The following is a 19,751-nucleotide window of genomic DNA, read 5'->3' on the forward strand; positions in this document are numbered from 1 at the left end:
TTTCCTTTCCTCTTCCCAGTGGAGTTGTAATGCCCCTACGTGGCAGATTGCTGGCCTCACGCATGCCCCGGCGTGCGCTGGCCGCAACCGTCCTGGGCGTGGCCTTGTCGCTCTCGGCCGCTTCCGCCCAGGCCTTACCCGCGAAACCCGACGGGGCCAAGCGCCCCGGAGTGCCCGGTAGTTCGGACCCCGCGAAGGGCAGGAACGCCAAGACCAAGCCCCGCCCCGCCGACCCGGCGAAGAAGGCGGCCGCCAGGACGCTGGACCCGGCGGCCTGGCCGCAGGCAGGCAGCACGGAGATCGCGCTCGCGGCCCCTGCCGCGCCCGCGAAGGGCGCCAAGTCGGCTGACAGCGGCGCCAGGTCCGCCGCAAGGGCCGGGGCGGCGGAGCCCGCCAAGTCCACCGTGGGCGGTCTTCCCGTCACGGTGACCACCCCGGCCACGGCGCAGGGCAAGCGCGCCGCGGGCGCGGCCGTCACCCCGTCCAGGGTCAAGGTCACCTCGCTGGGCCGGCAGGCCGCGGCGAAGTGGGGCAGCGCCGCGCTGCTCACCGTGGAGCGCTCCGACGGCGCCAAAGCGGCGGCCCCCGTCGGACTCTCCCTGGACTACGCCAAGTTCGCCGAGGGCGCGGGCGGCGGATACGGCTCACGGCTGCAGCTGATCGAACTGCCCGCGTGTGCCGCGACGCAGGCGCCGGGCAGCAAGGGCTGCCCCGCGACGCCCAAGCGCATTCCCTTCAAGAACGACCCCGCCACCCGGTCCGTGACCGCGCAGGTCTCCGCGGCCCCGGCGGCGGGCGGCGCCCCGGCCGTTTTCGCGGTCGCGGCCGGCGACTCCTCGTCGAAGGGTGACTACAAGGCCACCAGCCTCGCGCCTTCTGCGAGCTGGTCGGTCGCGAACTCCTCGGGCGGATTCTCCTGGAGCTACCCGCTGCGCTCAGTCCCGACGCCGGGTGGGCTGACGCCGGAAATGGCTCTCGGCTACTCCTCGCAGTCCGCGGACGGCCGTACGGCAGCCACCAACAACCAGGGCTCGTGGATCGGTGAGGGCTTCGGCTACGAGCCCGGTTACATCGAACGGCGCTACAAGTCCTGCGCCGACGACGGCCAGAAGACATCGGCCGAACAGTGCTGGGCTTTCGACAACGCCACGATCGTGCTCAACGGCATGTCCGGTGAGCTGATCCAGGACGACAAGACCAAGGAATGGCACCTCGCTTCAGAGAACGGAGCGAAGATCGCCAAGCTCACCGGCGCCGACAACGGTGACAACGACGGTGAGTACTGGAAGCTCACCACCACCGACGGAACCGAGTACTGGTTCGGGCTGAACAAGCTCCCCGGCTGGACCACGGGCAAGGAGACCACTACCTCCACCTGGACGTCCCCGGTCTTTGGCAACAACTCCGGCGAGCCCTGCTACAACGCGACGTTCACCAGCGCGCACTGCAAGCAGGCCTGGCGGTGGAACCTCGACCATGTCAAGGACACCCACGGCAATGTGATGTCGTACTACTACGGGTCCGAGACCAACCGGTATGCCCTCAACGGCAAGACGGACGTCAACGGCACCGAGTACATCCGCGGCGGGTACCTCAAGCGGATCGACTACGGCCAGCGCGACGGCGGCGTCTACACCACCAAGGCGCCGGCCCGCGTGGTCTTCAAGACGACCGAGCGCTGCCTGCCCACCGATGCCTTCGACTGCGCCGAGTCCAAGTTCACCACCGCCAACGCGGCGCACTGGCCCGACACTCCCGTCGACCGCTTCTGCAAGGCAGCCACCAAGTGCACCGCGACCCAGTCCTCCCAGACGTTCTGGACGACCAAGCGGTTGACCGGCATCACTACGCAGATGAGCTCCGGCACCGCTGCCGATGCCTATGCCGACGTCGATGCCTGGACGTTCACGCACACCTTCACCGACAACGGCGACGACACCAAGACCCTCTGGCTGAACAAGATCGACCATGAGGGCAAGGGAGGCGGCGGCAGCATCAAGATGCCGTCCGTCGAACTGCAGGGCGTGCACCTCAAGAACCGTGTCGCGAGCGACACGGACAACATCGACGCGATCCACCGCTTCCGCCTGGCCACCGTGCTGAGCGAGACCGGAGCCCAGCTCGACGTCACCTACGAACCGACCGAGTGCACCGCCTCCGCGCTGCCCAAGCCGGGAGAGTCGACGAAGCGCTGCTACCCGGTCGTATGGGCCCCACCGGGGAGCATCGAGCCTCGTACGGACTGGTTCCACAAGTACGTCGTCGCCGAGATCACCGAGACCGACCGCACCGGCGGTGCCGACGATCTCGTCACCCGGTACGACTACCAGGGCGACGCCGGCTGGCGGAAGTCCGAGCCCGACGGAATGACCGAGGCCAAGTTCCTCACCTGGAGCCAGTGGCACGGCTACGGCAAGGTCAAGGTCACCAGCGGCAACGGCCAGTCCATGACGACCCGCATCGACTACACGTACCTGCAGGGACTCGACGGCGACAAGCTGCCAGGCGGTGGCACCCGCCAAGAGGAGGTCACCGACTCCACCGGTACCAAGTACACCGGCCACAAGGAGTACACCGGCTTCCAGATCGAGGCCCAGACCTACAACGGCACCAAGGTCGCGTCCAAGGCGATCACCGAGCCGTGGAAGCACGACACCGCCACCCAGACCAAGTCGTGGGGTACCACCAAGGCGACCATCGTGCAGTCGGACCTCTCGCGCGGTTACACCGCGCTGTCCGGCGGCGGCTGGCGCAGCACGAAGGCGGTGTCCACGTTCGACACCTCCAACCGGACCGGCCGACTGCTGCGGACCGACGACTCCGCGGACCTGTCAACGGCGACTGATGACACCTGCACCCGTCTGACCTACGCGGACAACCCGGCCAAGAACCTCTTCACCCTGCAGTCCCGTACCGAGGTCGTGGCCACCGGCTGCGGCGCCGCCACCGACCGCAAGACGCAGGTCATCGGCGACACCCGCACCCACTATGACGAGCTCGCGTTCGGGGCCGCACCCACCAAGGGTGACGAGACCAAGGCCGAGCGGCTGACGTCCCACGACGGCACGACCGGCACCTATCAGGTGACGGGCACGATCACGTACGACGCCTTCGGGCGTCCCACGTCCGAGACGGACGCGGCCGGCTCCTCGGTGAGGACCCAGTACACCGACGTCAACGGACTGATCTCCAAGGTCAAGCTCACCAATCCGCTCGGTCACGCCGCCACGACCGACTTCGCGCCGGCGTGGGGCCTTTCCATCGGCCAGACCGACCCCAACGGCCGCCGTACCGAGGCGTCGCTCGACGCGCTCGGCCGCGTGTCCTCGGTGTGGTTCCCCGACCGGACCAGGACCCAGTCCCCGAGCGTCAAGTACACGTACGACGTCCGCCGGGACAAGCCCGTCTCCATCAAGACGGAGAAGATAGAGAACAGTGGCGGTTACGGCGTCGAGTACCAGTTGTACGACGCGCTGCTCCGTCCGCGACAGCTGCAGAGCGAGGGCCCGAACGGAACCCGGCTCGTCGGCGACACGTTCTACGACGGCACCGGCAAGGTCAAACTGGGCAACCAGACCTACAACGCCACCGGCGCACCCTCGAACGAACTGCTGATCGTCGCCAACGGCGAGACAGGTTCCCAGTTCCGCTACGAATACGACGGAATGGGCCGCAAGACGGCCGAGATCTTCCAGGTCGCGGGCGTCGAACAGTGGCGCACGAGCATCACGTACGACGGTGACCGTACTCATGTCGACCCGCCCAAGGGCGGCGTCCCCAGCACCACCATCACCAACGTGGCAGGTGCCTTGACCGAGCTGCGCCACTACCACGGCGAAAGCCCGGACCCGGACGGCCCGGCCTCCGGATACGACGCCACCAAGTACACCCACACGCCCGCCGGTGACCTGCAGACGGTCACCGACGCCAAGGGCAATGTCTGGCGCTACGAGTACGACCAGCTGAACCGCAAGGTCAAGAGCGTGGACCCGGACACGGGTACCACCACGGTCAAGTACGACGACGTCGACCGGCCCGTGTCCAGCACGGACAACCGCGGCAAGAAGATCTCCACGGTCTACGACAAGCTGGGCCGCCCCGTCACCACATGGGACGGCGATCCGACCACTGGTACCAAGCTCACCGAGACCAAGTACGACAAGGCGGGCTGGCTCGGCGAGGCGTACGCATCGCTGCGCTACACCAGCGCGACCGAGTACTTCTCCACCGTCACGCAGGACATGGACGCGATGTACCGGCCGCTGAAGACCGCGTACACGGTCCCGGCGTCGCAGGACAAGCTGGCCGGTACGTACGTCTTCACCACCACCTACAACGCCGACGGTACGGTCAACGGCCAGGGCATGCCGGCCGCGGGCGGCCTCACCGGCGAAGCCATCGCCTTCGGCTACGACGACCTGCAGCGGCCGAAGACGATGACCGGCAAGACGTCCTACGTCACCGACACCGTCTACTCGCCCACCAGCCAGCTCCAGCAGCTCGAACTGTCCACCGGCAGCGGCAGGAAGAACTGGCAGACCTTCCACTACGAGAAGGGCACCGACCGCCTCAAGCGCTCGGTCGTCGACATCGAAGGCGTCACCGGACCGGCCAAGAAGGCCGACTACTCGTACGACCAGTCCGGCAATGTGCTGTCCATCGCCGACTCGGCCGGCGCATCGCCCGACGTGCAGTGCTTCACGTACGACAGTGGCAAGCGCCTCTCCGAGGCGTGGACTCCGGCCGCCACCGTAGCGACCGCGACCGGATCGGGAACCGTCGGCAGCAAGCTCGACGCCTCGTCCCCGTCCGCCTGTGCCACGGCTCCCGGCACGTCTGCGCTGGGCGGCCCCGCCCCCTACTGGACGTCCTACGAGACGGACGCAATCGGCAACCGCACCAAGGAGGTCCGCCACGACACCGGCCTGAACGCGGCCAAGGACGTCACGCGCACCTTCACCTACGGTGACGGCCCTGCCGGTCCGCACGCCGTGACCAAGGTCGTCGAGAACACTCCCACCGGCGACAAGCAGTCGACCTACGGCTACGACGACGCCGGCAACACCGACGAGCGGACCCTGGGCGGAGACACCCAGAGACTCGCCTGGAACGCCGAGGGCAAGCTCGCCAAGACCACGGAGGCCGACGGAAAGACCACGGACTACATCTACGACGCCGACGGCAACCGGCTCACCCGCTCGGACGCCACCGGTACCACCGTCTACCTCCCCGGCCTGGAACTCCGCCAGGCCAAGGGCGGCACGGCCGTCGAAGCGACCCGTTACTACAGCTTCGCGGGCAGGACGGTCGCCATGCGGACGGACAACGGCGACCTCTCGTTCCTCGCCGCCGACCACCACGGCACCAACGAACTGTCCGTCAACGCCACAACAGGCGCCGTCTCCCAGCGGCGCCTTGACCCCTACGGCGCCGAGCGCGCCGAGCCGACCGGCCCCTGGACCAGCGAAAAGGGCTTCGTCGGCGGCGACATCGACACCCAGACGGGCCTGACGAACGTCGGAGCTCGCCAATACGACCCGGGCCTGGGCAAGTTCATCTCACCCGACCCGATCATCGATTTCACCCAGCCGCAGCAGGTCAACGGCTACGCCTACGGCAACAACAGCCCGGTCACGCTGTCCGACCCGAGCGGGCTCTGGATCTCCATTCCCAAGTTGTTCCAGTGGGCGATGAACTACATCAAGAAGTACTCGTCCAGCCACGCGGTCAGCAGTGCCGAGCAAGAACTGGGCCAGGCGGAGGCGAACTACAGCAAGACGAAGCAGAGGGTCAAGAAAGCAGCCGACGCGCTCAAAGACATCGCCATGGAGGAACTCGGGATCAACGCGGGTCTCGACTGCTTCTCCTCGGGCGACCTGGGGGCCTGCGGCGAGACCGCGCTCAATGTCGCCACCATGCTCATCGGCGGCCTGCCTGCCAAGCTGATCAAGAAGTACGGGTGGCGGCTGGACAAGGCCTGGGACCTCGGTAAGACGATCGCGGGTCACCTCGACGAGCTGGTCAGTGGCGCGATGAAGGCCTGGGACGAGTCGTCCAAGGTCCAAAAGGCCAAGGACAAGCTGGAGAAGGCCAAGGCAGCGCTGAAGAAGCAGGGTGAAACCTGCGATGTTTCGCACAGCTTCCTACCCGCGACGCCGATCCTTCTGGCAGACGGTTCCAGTAAACCGATCGAAGAGATCGAGCTCGGTGACAAGATCATTGCTACCGATCCCGAGACCGGCGAGACGGTGGCTCGCGAGGTCGTCGCCACGATTGTCACCGAGGACGACAAGACATTCGTCGATCTGACGATCAAGGCCGAGGGCGAAGAGGCGGCTGCCCTCGTCTCCACGACGACCCACCCCTTCTGGGTGGAGTCCGAAGGCACGTGGATCGACGCGGGAGACCTGCGGCCCGGCATGGAGCTGCGGACACCGGCCGGTGACACGGCCACCGTCACGGCGATCCGTCCCTACGAGAAGCGCCAGCGGACCCATGACCTGACGGTCAACGACATCCACACGTACTACGTGGTCGCGGAGCAGACTCCGGTACTGGTCCACAACTGCCCGAAGAAGAAGCCGACACAGCAGAAGCCCGACGAGGTAAAGACCGAGCTTCTCGAGGCCGGCGTCGAGGCTGTCCTCAACGGGCGCCCGCAGCGCCTGAAGCCTGACGGCGTCACCTTGGACACCTATGAGCGGCGTGCCTCAACGTCCGACCGGACCTGGCGGAAGTGGGGGCGAGCCGAGATCTACGACATTCCTGGCGGTGGCAACGATTACCGCGTCCTGATCAACAGCCATGGTGATATCGGCTGGATCAGGGGCCACAACTATGACAAGGTAATGCTTTTCAAGGCCAAGGGTCGGCCCCCGAAGCCCTGACTTAGAGGCCTCGTGAGGTCGCTTGAATGAGTGGCGGACCCCGTTTACCAAGTAGCGCTCGGTAAACGGGGTCTTGCCGTACAAGGACCTTACTGTCGAATGAGAGACTGGTCTCGTGAAATATGAGTTGATCTCGGAGCTTCTTCGTGGCGCGGGCCTGGAGGTACGTGAGCGGGCGGTGCCGAGTGGCCTGCTGCCGGTGACAGCAGCGTGGTTGGCCACGAGCTGTCGGCGTGAAGACGGTCGGCGCGGCGTCGTCGTCGACCTGGCCGACCCCGACTTGATCGAGAAGGCGAACGTCGGTTGGTTCGACTTGGCCTGCGAATTCGGTCTCTTCGATGCGGAGGGTGATTTCCTGGTCGGGGTCGATTACGCCGAGCGGGATGCGGTTCCCATTTTGCGCTGGATCAGGGTGAGGCTTCTCGACGGCTGGGACGTGGTTGGGCGAGGGGCTGCTTCCGGCATTCTTGGCTCGCAATCTGGATATCCGGGATTCGTCATGCTCTCGCTCGACGAAAACGTCATCCTATGCGGGACGACCTGGCAGGATTCAGTCGGTTCAATTGCGGTCCCTTTCCCGCATCGCGTGGCGATGATCCGCGAATTCCTTGGCAGGCACATTGCCGCTCCCAGGGTCGATCCCCACGAACGCGCGGAGGCTGAGCGCTGGTTCGCGCGGCACCCGGAAGAACCGGTCTGATCGCCCGGCGCGGTGTCGCGTCACGCGCGCAGTAGAGGGGCCCACCGAAAGAAGTCTTCGATGGGCCCCTCTGTGTACGGGAAGGTGGCACCCGGTCCGCGCGCCTCCGCGGCCCGCGAACCGGGGCCGTCAGTGGGCGCCGACCAGGCGGGGTTCGGCCAGGGCGGCGGTGTGTGCGTCCATCCGCTCGGCGGAGAGGATCGCGGCGGCGGTGTCGGCGCGGGATGCCGCGACGACGAGGGCGCGGCCCGCAAGGGCGAGTGCGCGTCGGTGCAGGGATGCGGGGTCCGCGCCGCTCAGGCGCGCGTGGCGGACGGGCGGGGTGCCGCGGAGGCGGGCGACCTGGGCCGCGATGCTTTCGGCGGCCGTGTCGAGGCCGAGCTCGTCGGTGACGGCGAGTAGCGCGGAGAGATGACCGGCGAGCTGGATGTCCAGCTCTTCCTCGCGGGTGCGGTGCGGGTACTGGGCGTCGTCGGCCATCGCGTGGACGGACCCACGACGTTGCGTGCGGATCGGCTCGTACATGGGGATGGCCTCCTGCTCACTGTCAGGAGACCATCCTAGCTTAGATCCTGTCTAAAGTTGAGCCGGGTCGGGACACTTTGCCCAGACCGCTCTCGCGGTCGGCTCAGGGCTGGCTGTAGCCGTCCAGGAACGTCCCGATCCGCGTCACCGCGTCCGCCAGATCCTTCGCCGCCGGCAGCGTCACGATCCGGAAGTGATCCGGCTCCGGCCAGTTGAAGCCCGTACCGTGCACGACCATGATCTTCTCGGTGCGCAGCAGGTCGAGCACCATCTGCCGGTCGTCCTTGATCTTGTAGACCTTGGGGTCGAGCCGCGGGAACAGATACAGCGCGCCCTTCGGCTTGACGCAGGTCACGCCCGGGATCTGGGTGAGCAGGTCGTACGCGACGTCCCGCTGCTCCAGGATCCGCCCGCCCGGCAGGACGAGGTCCTCGATCGACTGCCGGCCGCCGAGCGCCGTGGCCACCGCGTGCTGCGAGGGCATGTTCGCGCACAGCCGCATATTGGCCAGGATTGTCAGGCCCTCGATGTACGAGGCGGCGTGCGCCTTCGGGCCGCAGACCGCCATCCAGCCGGAGCGGTAGCCCGCCACCCGGTAGTTCTTGGAGAGCCCGTTGAAGGTCAGGACCATCAGGTCCGGGGCGATCGCGGCGGTCGGAGTGTGCGTGGCGCCGTCGTAGAGGATCTTGTCGTAGATCTCGTCGGAGCAGACGATCAGGTTGTGCCGGCGGGCGATCTCCGTGAGAGCGCGGAGCATCTCGTCGGAGTAGACGGCGCCTGTCGGGTTGTTCGGGTTGATGATCACGATCGCCTTCGTGCGATCGGTGATCTTCCGCTCGATGTCGGCGAGGTCGGGCATCCAGTCGGCCTGCTCGTCGCACCGGTAGTGCACGGCCGTGCCGCCCGCGAGGGATACGGACGCGGTCCACAGCGGATAGTCCGGGGCCGGTACAAGCACCTCGTCGCCGTCGTCGAGCAGCGCCTGCATCGACATCTGGATCAGCTCGGAGACGCCGTTGCCGAGGTAGATGTCCTCGACGTCCAGGTCGATGCTCTTCGTCTGGTAGTGCTGCATCACCGCGCGGCGCGCGGACAGCAGCCCCTTCGCGTCGCCATAGCCGTGCGCGCCGCCGAGATTGCGGAGGATGTCCTCGAGGATCTCGGGCGGGCACTCGAAGCCGAAGGCCGCGGGGTTGCCTGTGTTGAGCTTGAGGATGCGATGCCCTGCTGCTTCCAGCCGCATTGCTTCCTCGAGGACCGGGCCCCGGATTTCGTAACAGACGTTTGCGAGCTTCGTCGACTGGATCACCTGCATGTCGCTGAGCTTACGGGCGCGTAAAGCAGATCGCTTCCTGTTTTGGACCTCGCAGCGGCCCGGGAGGGCCACGAGCGGGTGGCTCGAATGTCCGGTTTGGCGCTTCGGCCGGTGAGAGCGGCCCGTTCCCTTCGAAAGGGGCGGCGGGACGGTCCGTACACCTGCGGTTTGCGCTGCGGGCGAGGGAAGGGGGCGGATCGATGTTGCCCTCGTCACCCTGTTGTCAGTGGTGCGGCCTACGGTGACGCCATGACTCTGCTGAGTTTTGACCGCTACTGCGCCGAAATCGTCACGCAGACCGACCTGTTGAGATCCCGCATCGGCGGCGCGGACCTGACGGCCCCGGTGCCCTCCTGTCCGGGGTGGAATCTCGGCCAGCTGATGCGGCACCTCGGCGGCGGGCACCGCTGGGTCGAGACGATCGTACGGACCAGGGCTACGACACCTCCCTCCGACGAGCGGCTGCGCGACCTGTCCGGCTACACGGACGAGGACCCGGCCGTGCTCGGCCCGTGGCTCGCCGAGGGCGCCGGGCAACTGGCTCAGACGCTGCGCGCCGCCGGGCCCGACGCGCAGATGTGGACCGCGGTGCCGGGTCGGACGCCGGTGTTCTGGGCCCGCCGCTTCGCGCACGAGACGCTCATCCACCGGGCCGACGCGACGCTGGCCGTCGGCGCGGAGTTCACGGCCGAGGAGGAGGTCGCCGTTGACGCCGTCGACGAGTGGATGGAGCTCGGCTCGCTGCCGCAGATCTTCGAGTACCACCCGGAGCAGCGCGAGCTGCTCGGCCCGAGCCGCACGCTCCACTTCCACGCCACGGACACCGCGCCGGAGTTGGGGGCGGAGTGGCTGATGGACCTCACGGGCGACAAGATCGCCTGGCGCCGCGCGCACGAGAAGGCGGCGGTCGCGGTGCGCGGCCCGTTGACGGAGCTGCTGCTGGTGGTGTACGGGCGGCGGCCCGCGCGGAGCGAGCGCATTGAGATCCTGGGCGATGCGGAGCTGCTCGACTTCTGGCTGGAGCGGGTCGGGTTCGGGTGACCGGCGGTTCTTCCGGTCAAGCGGCGAATCGGTGGACGTAGCGCTTCTGCCAGGGGGTCTCGACGGCGCGGGCGTCGTAGTTCTGCCGCACGAACTCCACGGCCCGGTCGGCCGGCACCCCGTCGAGCACGGCGATACAGGCAAGCGCGGTGCCGGTGCGCCCGCGGCCGCCGCCGCAGGCGATCTCGACGCGCCCGTCGGCGGCGCGGAGCCACGCCTCGCCGAGGACGGCCCGGGCGTCGGCGTCGCTGCTGGGCAGCCAGAAGTCCGGCCAGCGCAGCCAACGGGCTTCCCAAGGGACCTCGGGCGGCCGCTTGCCGAGCAGATGGACGGCGTACGTCGGCGTCGGACCGGGAGGGAGCGGTCGGCGCAGGCCGCGGCCTCGGACGAGGCGCCCGGAGGGGAGGCACAGGACGCCGGGGACGGTGGGCTGCCAGGTCTCGGTCACGGCCACACCGTAGGGCCTGCCGGCCCGGACAGGGCGGCCGGAGCGTACGCGCACCGTGCCGCACACGCCCCGGCCACGGAGAAGTCGGCCGGGGCGTCGCGTTCGCTCAGGACTCCTCGCATACCTTCCATGCGAGCCGGTAGATGGTGTTGATCTCACCGTCCGTGGAGTCCATAGTCATGAAGCTCGTCGTCTTCTTCGGATCCGAGGTTCCGGCGTTGACCCGGATTTCGGTGTTGATGTTGAAGTTACGCTTCACCCCGCACGGCGCCCACACCAGCTGACCCCATTCCGTGGAGTCGGTCGCCTGCCAGTTGTCGTCGAGTGGGCCCTTGAAGGGGTGATTTCTCGCCGCCGTGTCCGGAGAGCCCTGGAAGTAGTACGACGCTTTCTGGGTGGCAGTGGCACCGGACTGCAGACCCGCGAAGCCGCGGTAGTCGGCGCTGGCGATCGCGTACGTGAAGCCCTGCGGAACGTGCACGATGAGGTTGAGCTGGCAGTTCTTCCGGTAGTCGGTCGGCCCTGCGCCCACACCGACCTTCGCGAGGTACTCGCTGTACGTCACCGTGAAGGCGGTGTTGTCCTCGGACACGGCCACCGCGGCGGTGCCTGGGCGACACCCCGATCCGTTTACCGTCGCGATGTCGATCGTGATTTTGTCCGGGGGCGCGATGCTGACTGCGGAAGCGTTTTGTGCGGCAAGCAGTGAAGCGAGAAATGCCACTGCCGCGCCGCCCGCAATAAGTGTACGGGACATGATTCTCCCATCGGGAAATGTGAGGGGTTCACCCGGAGGCAAGCCCATAGAAGCGCATGGGCATGTCAACTCTTCAAACAGTTCCGAGTGCTTCTCGAAGAGCCGGATCGATGGGAATGGTAGGGACCAATGTGGGCGTTGAATAGGGCTGTTATCGGCCGCGGTCGAGGGGGCCTGAAGTGTGCGGAAGACCCCGGAGAGCGCTGCGGTGCTCTCCGGGGTCTTGTGCCGCTGCGGCCTGTGCGGGCTGCTGGGCTGTCAGGCGGCGCTGCAGACGCCGCCGAAGGCGGGGTTGAGCAGGGCAACCACATTGAGGGTGTTGCCGCAGGCGTTGACGGGAAGATGAACCGGAACCTGAATCACGTTGCCGGTGAGTACGCCCGGGGAGTCGGTGGCGACACCCTCGGCACCCGCGTCGGCCATGGCGGGCGCGGCGCCGCCCAGGGCCATGATGACGCCCGCGGCGACGGTTGCGACCTTCTTGTGCTTCATTTCGATCCTTTCGGCAGCGGTGTCATACGCAGGCGCGACCTTCGCGCTGCGCAGCCAGTTTCCTGTAGTGAACACCTCTGCGCATTTGTAACGATTGGTTTCCCATAAAGAAACCTCAACAAGGCTGCCAGTCCAGAAAGTCACTCGTATGCAGCACGCATAATTTGCCGAACTGCCGAGAGGATTCTCCAGGATTGCGAATCAGTGGCTCCAGGTGCGTATTTTGCATTTGTTGAAACAACTGACGCACCGAACATGAGCACGTTACTGGTTCTGCGTTCCGTTACCCGACAGGACGGGGATGTCGCTGAGGATGTGCGACAGCGGCTCGTCACCCTTGACCTGGGTGGAGTTCTCGGCGCACTGCTGGTTCTGCGGGGCCGAGAGAACCGGGATGTCCTGGACCGAGACCGGTACGACGCCGACGAGCGAGCCGACGTCCGCCTTCGCGGGAAGACCGACGCAGGGCTTGTTGAGCGAGCCCTGGACGAGGCCGATCTGCGGGCTCATTGCACCGCTGGTGCTGGAGTTGCCGAAGCTCTGAATGGCGTTGTTGCCGCTGGTCGACGTGGTGCCCTCATCGTCGCCGATGGCCATGGCCTGCGGCGCCATCGCCGCGCCGGCGCCAACCATCGAAGCGGTAACCATCGCGGCAGTCAGAATCTTCTTGATCACTGTTTGTCCCTCTTCGCTGTGAACGGCCGATCGTGGATCAGGCTGATCAACCGCGTCCGGGCGAGTTTGGTTCCGTGCGTTCACTCGAATGCCGGTATCGCGACGGCGCACTCCTGCGCGATATCGGCGGAGGGACTTCTTGAGGCCCTCCGCCGATGGTGCAGATCGTTGTGCCCGGATGCGCCATGACAATAGGAGGCATGGCTGCCCCACGACGCAGTGCGCCGTCGGCTGGAGGCGTACACCCGGAGCAGATATCGTGCACGGTCTGCACGTTCATTTGACCACGGCTCGATGATCTACAGGGCCCGGTTTCATCCGTTTGCCGAATGGACTTTGGCGGGCATTCGCCATTCTGGATTGAGGCACGGTCAGGTCCCCAGTTCGCTATCAGAACGGTGAAACCATATGACAATTACAGCGACCGGACCGGTGCCCCATGGGAGAAGGCGACGGGCTGTCGAGAGAGAAGTCGGCGGCAGTCGTGGCTTGGCGTGGCTTCTGGTGATCACGGGTGCGGCCGGGCTGCTGGCTTCGTGGGTCATCACGATCGACAAGTTCAAGCTGATCGAGGACCCGTCCTTCACGCCGGGGTGCAGTCTGAATCCGGTGGTGTCCTGCGGGAACATCATGAAGAGCGAGCAGGCGTCGGCGTTCGGGTTCCCGAATCCGATGCTCGGGCTTGTGGCCTACGCGACGGTGATCGCCATCGGTGTCGCGCTCTTGGCAGGTGCGCGTTACCGGCGCTGGTACTGGCTGGGTCTCAACGCCGGCTGCCTGTTCGGCGCCGGCTTCTGCAGCTGGCTCCAGTACCAGTCGCTGTACAGCATCAACGCGCTCTGCCTGTGGTGCTGTCTGGCCTGGGCCGCCACGATCGTGATGTTCAGCTACGTCACCGTGCACAACATCAAGCACCGGATCATCAGGGTCCCGGAGGGCCTGCGCAAGGGGCTGCTGGAGTTCCACTGGATGCCGCCGGTGCTGTGGACCGGCGGCATCGGGATGCTCATCCTGACCCGCTGGTGGACCTTCTGGACCAGTTGACCCGGACAGCGGCGTACGCAGACGCAGCGAAGTCCCCGGCAACTGGCGCCGGGGACTTCGGTCTGCCGCTGGGACTCAGCCGTTGCCCTCGCCATTGCCCGACAGGACGGGGATGCTGCTGAGGACGTGCGACAGCGGCTCGTCACCCTTGACCTGGGTGGAGTTCTCGCTGCACTGCTGGGTCTGCGGGGCGGACAGGATCGGGATGTCCTGGGCCGAGACCGGTACGACGCCGACGAGGGAGCCGACGTCGGCCTTGGCGGGAAGACCGACGCAGGGCTTGTTGAGCGAGCCCTGGACGAGGCCGATCTGCGGGCTCATGTCCCCGAAGGTCTCGGAGTTGCCGAACGTCTGCTGGGCGTCGTTTCCGCTCTGCGACATCGTACCGCCGTCGTCGCCGATGGCCATGGCCTGCGGCGCCATTGTCGCTCCCGCGGCCGCCACGGAAAGGGTAAGTGCCGCAGTCGTCATAACCTTCTTGAGCATGATCCGTCCTTCTGTTGCATGGTCGCGTGGTCGCGTCGATGCCCGCTACTGGAGCGCCCTGGAGAACTACTCCCTCGGGAGGTTGGTTCTCCGGGTTCACCCAAATGGCCCGTACGACGCGACGCGCCGGCAAGCGGATCACATATTGCGCTGCTAATAAGGGCGTTGGGCCGAACAGGGGGTACCGACGTCGTGAGCCGTGTCATCTGTGGGGGGCAATCCGTTTCGATTCGTGTGAGCCCTACGTCGGGCAAAACATCGAACAGAAGGTGCTATCCATGAATTCTGTCAAGAAGGCCGCCCTGGTTCTCGCCACCGCTGGTCTCGCTGCCGGATCCGCTGCCGGATCCGCCTTCGCCGACGCCGGCGCGACTGGCGTTGCCCAGAACTCACCGGGTGCGCTGTCCGGCAACCTGGCGGAGGTCCCGCTGCACCTGCCGGTCAACCTGTCGGGCAACAGCGTCAATGTCATCGGCGCCCTCAACCCGGCCTTCGGCAACATCGCGGAAAACAGCTGACCGCGCTTCGCATCGGGGTGGTGTCGCCGGTACTGGCCGGTGGCACCACCCCGGCATTGTGTCCCTGGCCTGGACGCACAGAACGGCCGGCCTGGACGCACAGAACGGCAGGGGGTGCAGCCGCTGACGGCTGCACCCCCTGCCGAACGCGCTGTCAGAGAACGCCGGTTCAGCCACCCAGCTCGACGCCACCCAGCAGCGGGGTGACTTCGGCGGCAGTCTTGAGGGCCTGCTGCGGGGTGGCGCCCTTGACGCTGTTGAGGCCGGTCGCGGTGTCGGCGGCCGAGTTCACCGCGGAGCGCCCGTCGGTCAGATCCAGAGCCGATGCCGAGCCGAGGGTCTCAAGGCCACCGTTGAGGCTCATGGGAGGCATGGGCGTCGTACTGGCGGCGAAGGCGGGAGACGCCCCCATCGCCACGACGGAACCGGCAACGACTGCGGCAACCCGCGAGTACTTCATCTTTTCGCATCCCTTTCTCCGGCCGCGTTCGTCGCCGCCGTCGTCATGGGTAACGAGTTCCGGCTGCAGCGGAAACCCCCGCATTCCACGGCCTGGGCGGGATCAGACCGGGTGCCGGTCATGGAGCCAGCCTCTGCGCTGAGGCGGCTGACCGGATCGGCCGTCGGGTTCGCCGCCCGACTGGGCCGGATAGTGGGCGAGCAGGCTCCACTCCATGTCGGGCAGGCCTGGCAGCGTGCGGTCGGCGGCAGCCCACTCCCGTACGAGCTGTTCGTAGATCGGGGTCCCGGTCGGTGAACTCACCGGGTTCGGCACTGTGGCCGTCTGGACGCGCTGCCATCGGGCAGATGCGGTAGTCCTTGCCATAAGTCGGCCAACGCGCGCCCGCGGGGCGAAGTCACTGCCGTGGTACGGAGGTGGAGTACGGCGGGAACGGATTTTCGCCCTCTGTGAGGCACGATGCGGAATTGCGGATCTGGCGACTGATGCCTTCGGCCATCCAGGTGAACGGGTGGAGTGAAGGGCGTGGGCAGGGCACTAGGGTGCCGGACCATGACCACAGCCCGCTCTTCCAAGAACGCTGTTCGGCGCAGCCAGTTGGGCACCCTTTCGGTGCTCGCATGGACCGGTGACCCCGATGAGGGGCATGACATGCCTTATCTGCTCGCCTACTCCCTCGGCGACGGCGCCGACGGTGCACAGGCTGGGGAGGCGGCCGTGCTGGCGGTGATCGAGGAGGTCGGGCTCTCGGCCGGTGGCGACATGGCCGACAAGACCCGCTCACCCAGTTCCCCGATCAGGCTGCTCGTCGAAGGCGGCCGGGCCGTCCTCAACATGCCCTACCTGAGCGCCCAGTGCCCCGCCCCGCGGGAGTGGCTTCGTGCCGCGGAAGAGCGCGGTCATGCGCACCTCCTGATCGCCAGCCGCCCCTGGCCGGACGCGGTACCGGGCAGGCCCGTCACCGAGGAAGCGCTGCAGTCCTACCTCGGCGACGAGCGGACGCTCACCACCGCGGCCCACGTTCTGCTGCCGGTGAGCCAACTACGCGGCTGACAGCTGCAGTTCCCCTTGTACGACGGAGCGCCTGACCGGAATCCGTCCCTTGTCGACCGCGGCTGATCCCCTAACAATGCGCATGACAAACCGAAGGAATTCTTCGGTCAGAAGTCGCAAGAGGGGACCCCCACATGAACAAGCCTCTCGCCGGCGCCCTGCTCGTCCTCGGACTCCTCGGGGCAAGCACGGCACCCGCGGTCGCGGCCGCCGGCCAGGACGCGGCGTCGCGCGCCACGGCCACCGCTTCCCAAGTCGACGCCAGAGCAGTCGACTTCGCCGGGACGGTGGCGCTCAGTAACTGTTCCGGATCGGTGGTGCGCATGCCGGCCTCGGAGCCCGACGACCCCGCCCTCGTACTCTCCAACGGGCACTGCATAGAGAGCGGATTCCCGGCCGCGGGAGAGGTCATCGTCGACCAGCCGTCCAGCCGCAGCTTCGGCCTGCTCAACTCCGCGGGCAGCAGAGTCGCCACACTGCGGGCCAGCAAGATCGCGTACGCGACGATGACGGACACCGACGTCTCGCTGTACCAACTCACCAGCACCTACCAGCAGATACAGAGCCGGTACGGCATCAAGGCGCTCGAACTGGGCGCCGCGCACCCGGTGCAGGGCACCGCCATCAAGGTGGTCTCCGGGTACTGGAAGCGCATCTACAGCTGCAACATCGACGGCTTCGCGTACCGCCTCAAAGAAGGTGAGTGGACCTGGAAGGACTCGGTCCGCTACACCTCCAGCTGCGACACCATCGGCGGCACCTCGGGCTCGCCCGTCATCGACAACGCCACCGGCAAGGTCGTCGCCGTCAACAACACGGGCAACGAGGACGGCCGGCGCTGCACCGACAACAACCCGTGCGAGGTGGACGAGAACGGCACGGTCACGGTCCGCCACGGGATCAATTACGCCCAGGAGACGTACGGGATAGTCCCCTGCGTCGGCCTCGACAACAAGATCGACCTGGGTCGGCCGGGCTGCGTGCTGCCCAGGCCGTGAGCTGATTCGGCAGCATGTTCGATTATCTGGGTACCCTGGAGGTATGCCAGCACACCTCCAGGGTTCGCTCTTCGATCAGACCGACGAGATCCGGCTCGGTCCGCTGAAGGACGTACGGCGGACCGTGCTCGGGGACGGGGCGTGGATCGACGTGCTCCCCGGGTGGCTCGGCGGTGCGGACGCCCTCTTCGAGGAGCTCGCCGCCGGCGTGTCGTGGCGTGCCGAGCGGCGGCAGATGTACGAGCACGTGGTGGCGGTGCCGCGGCTGCTCGCCTTCTACGGGGTGCGGGATGTCCTCCCGCACCCCGTCCTGGACGAGGCCCGCGCTGCCCTTTGCGCGCATTACGCCTCCGAGCTCGGAGAGCCGTTCACCACGGCCGGGCTCTGCTACTACCGGGACGGCCGCGACAGCGTGGCCTGGCACGGCGACACCCTGGGGCGCGGCTCCCGGGAGGACACCATGGTCGCCATCCTGTCGGTCGGCGCACCGCGCGATCTGGTGCTGCGGCCTCGCACGGGCGGCCGCGCCCCGCTGCGCCGGCCGCTGGGGCACGGCGATCTGATCGTGATGGGCGGCTCCTGCCAGCGGACCTGGGAGCACGCCGTGCCGAAGACGGCGCGCGCCGTGGGGCCGCGCATCAGCATCCAGTTCCGGCCGCGGGGAGTGAGCTGACTACGCGGGCGTGCGGTCCGTCCGGCGGACCGAGCGGCCGGCCAGCACGTCCGTACGCGATCCGTCCTCGATCACGAACTTGCCGTCGATCAGCACATGCGGAATGCCGACCGGCAGCGTACGAGGGGCCTCGAAGGTCGAGCCCGCCGCGACCGTGTCCGGATCGAACAGCACCAGGTCGGCGCGGTAGCCCTCGCGGACCAGACCGCGGTCCGGCAGCCGCAGTCGGGCCGCCGGGCGGGAGGTGAGGTGGGCGACCGTCTCCTCCAGGGTGAGGATGCCCAGCTCCCTTGCGTACCGGCCGAGATAGTGCGGGAAGGTGCCGTACGCCCGCGGGTGCGGCTTGTAACCCTGCAGGATGCCGTCGCTGCCGCCGGTGTGGATCCGGTGGCGCATGATCTGCCGGACGTTCTCCTCGTGGCCGACGTGCTGGAGGATCGTCGAGCCGAGACCGTCGCTGATCAGCAGCCGGCGGGCGGTGATCCACGGGGCCTCGCCGCGCTGGGCGGCCGACTGCGCGATCGTCTTGCCGACGCAGCTCGCGAGCCCCGGGTCGCTCACGCCCGAGATCTCGATCGTGTCCCATTCGATGGGCACGCCGTGGCATCCGTCCGCGCCGATCTCCTCCATGTGGTGGCGGATCTTCTCGGCGGTCTCGTCGTCCTGGAGGCGGGCGAGCACCGCCTCCGGACCACCCTCGCTCGCCCAGCTCGGCAGCATCGCGACGAGCGTGGTGCAGCCGGGGGTGTACGGGTACGTGTCGAGGCTGATGTCCGCACCGGCGTCCAGCGCCTGGTCGAGAAGGGCGAGCAGATCCGGCGCCTTGCCTTTGTTCACGCCGAAGTTCATCGTGGCGTGCGCGAGATGGAGGGCACAGCCGGCGTCGCGGGTGAGGGAGATCATCTCCTCGTACGCGTGCAGGGCGCCTGCGCCGTACGAGCGGTGGTGCGGGCAGTAATAACCGTCGTAGCGGGCCACCACCCGGCACAGCTCGGTCAGTTCGGAGTCGCCCGCGTACATGCCGGGGGTGTAGGTCAGGCCGGACGACATGCCGACCGCGCCCTGTTCCAGGCCCTCTGCGACGAGCTGCTTCATGCGAGTGAGCTCTTCGGCGGTGGCGGGGCGGTCGTCCCAGCCCACGGCGTACATCCGGACGGTGCCCTGCGGGACGAGGTATGCGGCGTTGACCGCGATGCCGCGGTCGAGGCGGTCCAGGTACTCGCCGACCGTACGCCAGTCGAAGTCGATGGAGGTGTCCCCGGGCGCACCGCCGTTCCAGCCGGTGATGGCTTTGCGGACCGCGTCGAGGGTGCGGTCGTCGACCGGCGCGTAGGAGAGGCCGTCCTGGCCGAGGACTTCGAGAGTCACGCCCTGCGCGGCCTTCGCCTCGTGCGCGGGGTCACGGAGCAGCGCGAGGTCGCTGTGCGCGTGCATGTCGATGAAGCCGGGGGACAGGGCGAGGCCGTGCGCGTCGAGGGTGCGGCGGGCGCTGAGGCGGGGGCCGCGGTCTCGCCGGATCTCGGCGATGCGGCCGGCGTCGACGCCGACGTCTGCGCTGTAGGGGGCACCGCCGGTGCCGTCGATGACGCGGGCGTCGCGGATGACCAGGTCCATGGGTGTCACCTTTCAGCGGCGGGGCCTGTTCCCCTGCCCTCCCCTTCCCGAACCGGGGCTCCGCC

18 protein-coding genes are annotated in these 19,751 nt (G+C 67.4%); 8 read left to right on the forward strand and 10 right to left on the reverse strand.

Annotated elements, in window-relative coordinates:
• Positions 1-170: 170 nt before the first annotated feature.
• Both ACH492_RS06490 and ACH492_RS06495 read left to right on the forward strand, forming a co-directional pair.
• Entirely contained in the window at positions 171-6,887 is a 6,717-nt protein-coding gene (locus ACH492_RS06490; RefSeq protein WP_398983475.1) for a polymorphic toxin-type HINT domain-containing protein, read from the forward strand.
• 115 nt (positions 6,888-7,002) lie between these two features.
• Entirely contained in the window at positions 7,003-7,587 is a 585-nt protein-coding gene (locus ACH492_RS06495; RefSeq protein WP_398983477.1) for a hypothetical protein, read from the forward strand.
• 129 nt (positions 7,588-7,716) lie between these two features.
• Here ACH492_RS06495 and ACH492_RS06500 read toward each other — a convergent pair whose 3' ends face one another.
• Both ACH492_RS06500 and ACH492_RS06505 read right to left on the reverse strand, forming a co-directional pair.
• On the reverse strand, positions 7,717-8,112 hold the full coding sequence (locus ACH492_RS06500) for a hypothetical protein (RefSeq protein WP_398983479.1): 396 nt from the start codon (positions 8,110-8,112) through the stop codon (positions 7,717-7,719).
• A 103-nt stretch (positions 8,113-8,215) separates the two neighbouring features.
• Entirely contained in the window at positions 8,216-9,427 is a 1,212-nt protein-coding gene (locus ACH492_RS06505) for a pyridoxal phosphate-dependent aminotransferase (protein ID WP_398983481.1), read from the reverse strand.
• 249 nt (positions 9,428-9,676) lie between these two features.
• Between ACH492_RS06505 and ACH492_RS06510 the strand changes: the two genes are divergently transcribed.
• A complete protein-coding gene (locus tag ACH492_RS06510; RefSeq protein WP_398983483.1) occupies positions 9,677-10,468 on the forward strand; it encodes a maleylpyruvate isomerase family mycothiol-dependent enzyme in 792 nt (263 codons plus the stop codon).
• A 16-nt stretch (positions 10,469-10,484) separates the two neighbouring features.
• Here the strand turns inward: ACH492_RS06510 and ACH492_RS06515 are convergent, their stop codons facing one another.
• The 4 genes from ACH492_RS06515 to ACH492_RS06530 form a co-directional block, all read right to left on the reverse strand.
• Positions 10,485-10,916: a protein phosphatase gene (locus ACH492_RS06515; RefSeq protein ID WP_398983485.1), complete on the reverse strand. Its 432-nt coding sequence runs from the start codon at positions 10,914-10,916 to the stop codon at positions 10,485-10,487.
• A 106-nt stretch (positions 10,917-11,022) separates the two neighbouring features.
• Positions 11,023-11,673, reverse strand: coding sequence for a DUF4360 domain-containing protein (locus ACH492_RS06520; protein WP_398983487.1), 651 nt, complete (start codon positions 11,671-11,673; stop codon positions 11,023-11,025).
• Between the two features lie 258 nt (positions 11,674-11,931).
• Positions 11,932-12,165, reverse strand: coding sequence for a chaplin (locus tag ACH492_RS06525; RefSeq protein WP_398983489.1), 234 nt, complete (start codon positions 12,163-12,165; stop codon positions 11,932-11,934).
• A gap of 264 nt (positions 12,166-12,429) precedes the next feature.
• Positions 12,430-12,840, reverse strand: a complete 411-nt coding sequence (locus ACH492_RS06530; protein WP_398983491.1) for a rodlin — start codon at positions 12,838-12,840, stop codon at positions 12,430-12,432.
• 408 nt (positions 12,841-13,248) lie between these two features.
• Here ACH492_RS06530 and ACH492_RS06535 point away from each other — a divergent pair, with 408 nt between their 5' ends.
• Entirely contained in the window at positions 13,249-13,884 is a 636-nt protein-coding gene (locus ACH492_RS06535) for a vitamin K epoxide reductase family protein (RefSeq protein WP_398983493.1), read from the forward strand.
• A gap of 75 nt (positions 13,885-13,959) precedes the next feature.
• On the opposite strand, the gene ACH492_RS06540 is transcribed toward ACH492_RS06535, so the two are convergent.
• A complete protein-coding gene (locus tag ACH492_RS06540) occupies positions 13,960-14,370 on the reverse strand; it encodes a rodlin (RefSeq protein ID WP_398983495.1) in 411 nt (136 codons plus the stop codon).
• A 278-nt stretch (positions 14,371-14,648) separates the two neighbouring features.
• Here ACH492_RS06540 and ACH492_RS06545 point away from each other — a divergent pair, with 278 nt between their 5' ends.
• Complete coding sequence (locus ACH492_RS06545; protein ID WP_356226692.1) at positions 14,649-14,888, forward strand: chaplin; 240 nt, start codon at positions 14,649-14,651, stop codon at positions 14,886-14,888.
• Positions 14,889-15,057: 169 nt separating this feature from the next.
• Here ACH492_RS06545 and ACH492_RS06550 read toward each other — a convergent pair whose 3' ends face one another.
• Both ACH492_RS06550 and ACH492_RS06555 read right to left on the reverse strand, forming a co-directional pair.
• The gene (locus ACH492_RS06550; RefSeq protein WP_398983497.1) at positions 15,058-15,252 is read right to left on the reverse strand and encodes a hypothetical protein; all 195 of its coding nucleotides are present in this window, start codon (positions 15,250-15,252) and stop codon (positions 15,058-15,060) included.
• 198 nt (positions 15,253-15,450) lie between these two features.
• Positions 15,451-15,651 carry a hypothetical protein gene (locus ACH492_RS06555; RefSeq protein WP_398983499.1) on the reverse strand — a complete coding sequence of 67 codons (201 nt, stop codon included), beginning with the start codon at positions 15,649-15,651 and terminating at the stop codon, positions 15,451-15,453.
• 249 nt (positions 15,652-15,900) lie between these two features.
• Between ACH492_RS06555 and ACH492_RS06560 the strand changes: the two genes are divergently transcribed.
• From ACH492_RS06560 to ACH492_RS06570, 3 genes are all read left to right on the forward strand, one after another.
• Positions 15,901-16,401, forward strand: coding sequence for a DUF5949 family protein (locus ACH492_RS06560; RefSeq protein WP_398983501.1), 501 nt, complete (start codon positions 15,901-15,903; stop codon positions 16,399-16,401).
• A 134-nt stretch (positions 16,402-16,535) separates the two neighbouring features.
• Positions 16,536-17,399 carry a serine protease gene (locus ACH492_RS06565; RefSeq protein ID WP_398983503.1) on the forward strand — a complete coding sequence of 288 codons (864 nt, stop codon included), beginning with the start codon at positions 16,536-16,538 and terminating at the stop codon, positions 17,397-17,399.
• 43 nt (positions 17,400-17,442) lie between these two features.
• Positions 17,443-18,072 carry an alpha-ketoglutarate-dependent dioxygenase AlkB gene (locus tag ACH492_RS06570; RefSeq protein WP_398983505.1) on the forward strand — a complete coding sequence of 210 codons (630 nt, stop codon included), beginning with the start codon at positions 17,443-17,445 and terminating at the stop codon, positions 18,070-18,072.
• Here ACH492_RS06570 and ACH492_RS06575 read toward each other — a convergent pair whose 3' ends face one another.
• On the reverse strand, positions 18,073-19,686 hold the full coding sequence (locus ACH492_RS06575) for an amidohydrolase family protein (RefSeq protein ID WP_398983507.1): 1,614 nt from the start codon (positions 19,684-19,686) through the stop codon (positions 18,073-18,075).
• Positions 19,687-19,751 lie beyond the last annotated feature (65 nt).

The organism is Streptomyces sp. NPDC019443, from assembly GCF_044389785.1.
In the GTDB taxonomy this organism is placed as follows: Bacteria; Actinomycetota; Actinomycetes; order Streptomycetales; family Streptomycetaceae; genus Streptomyces.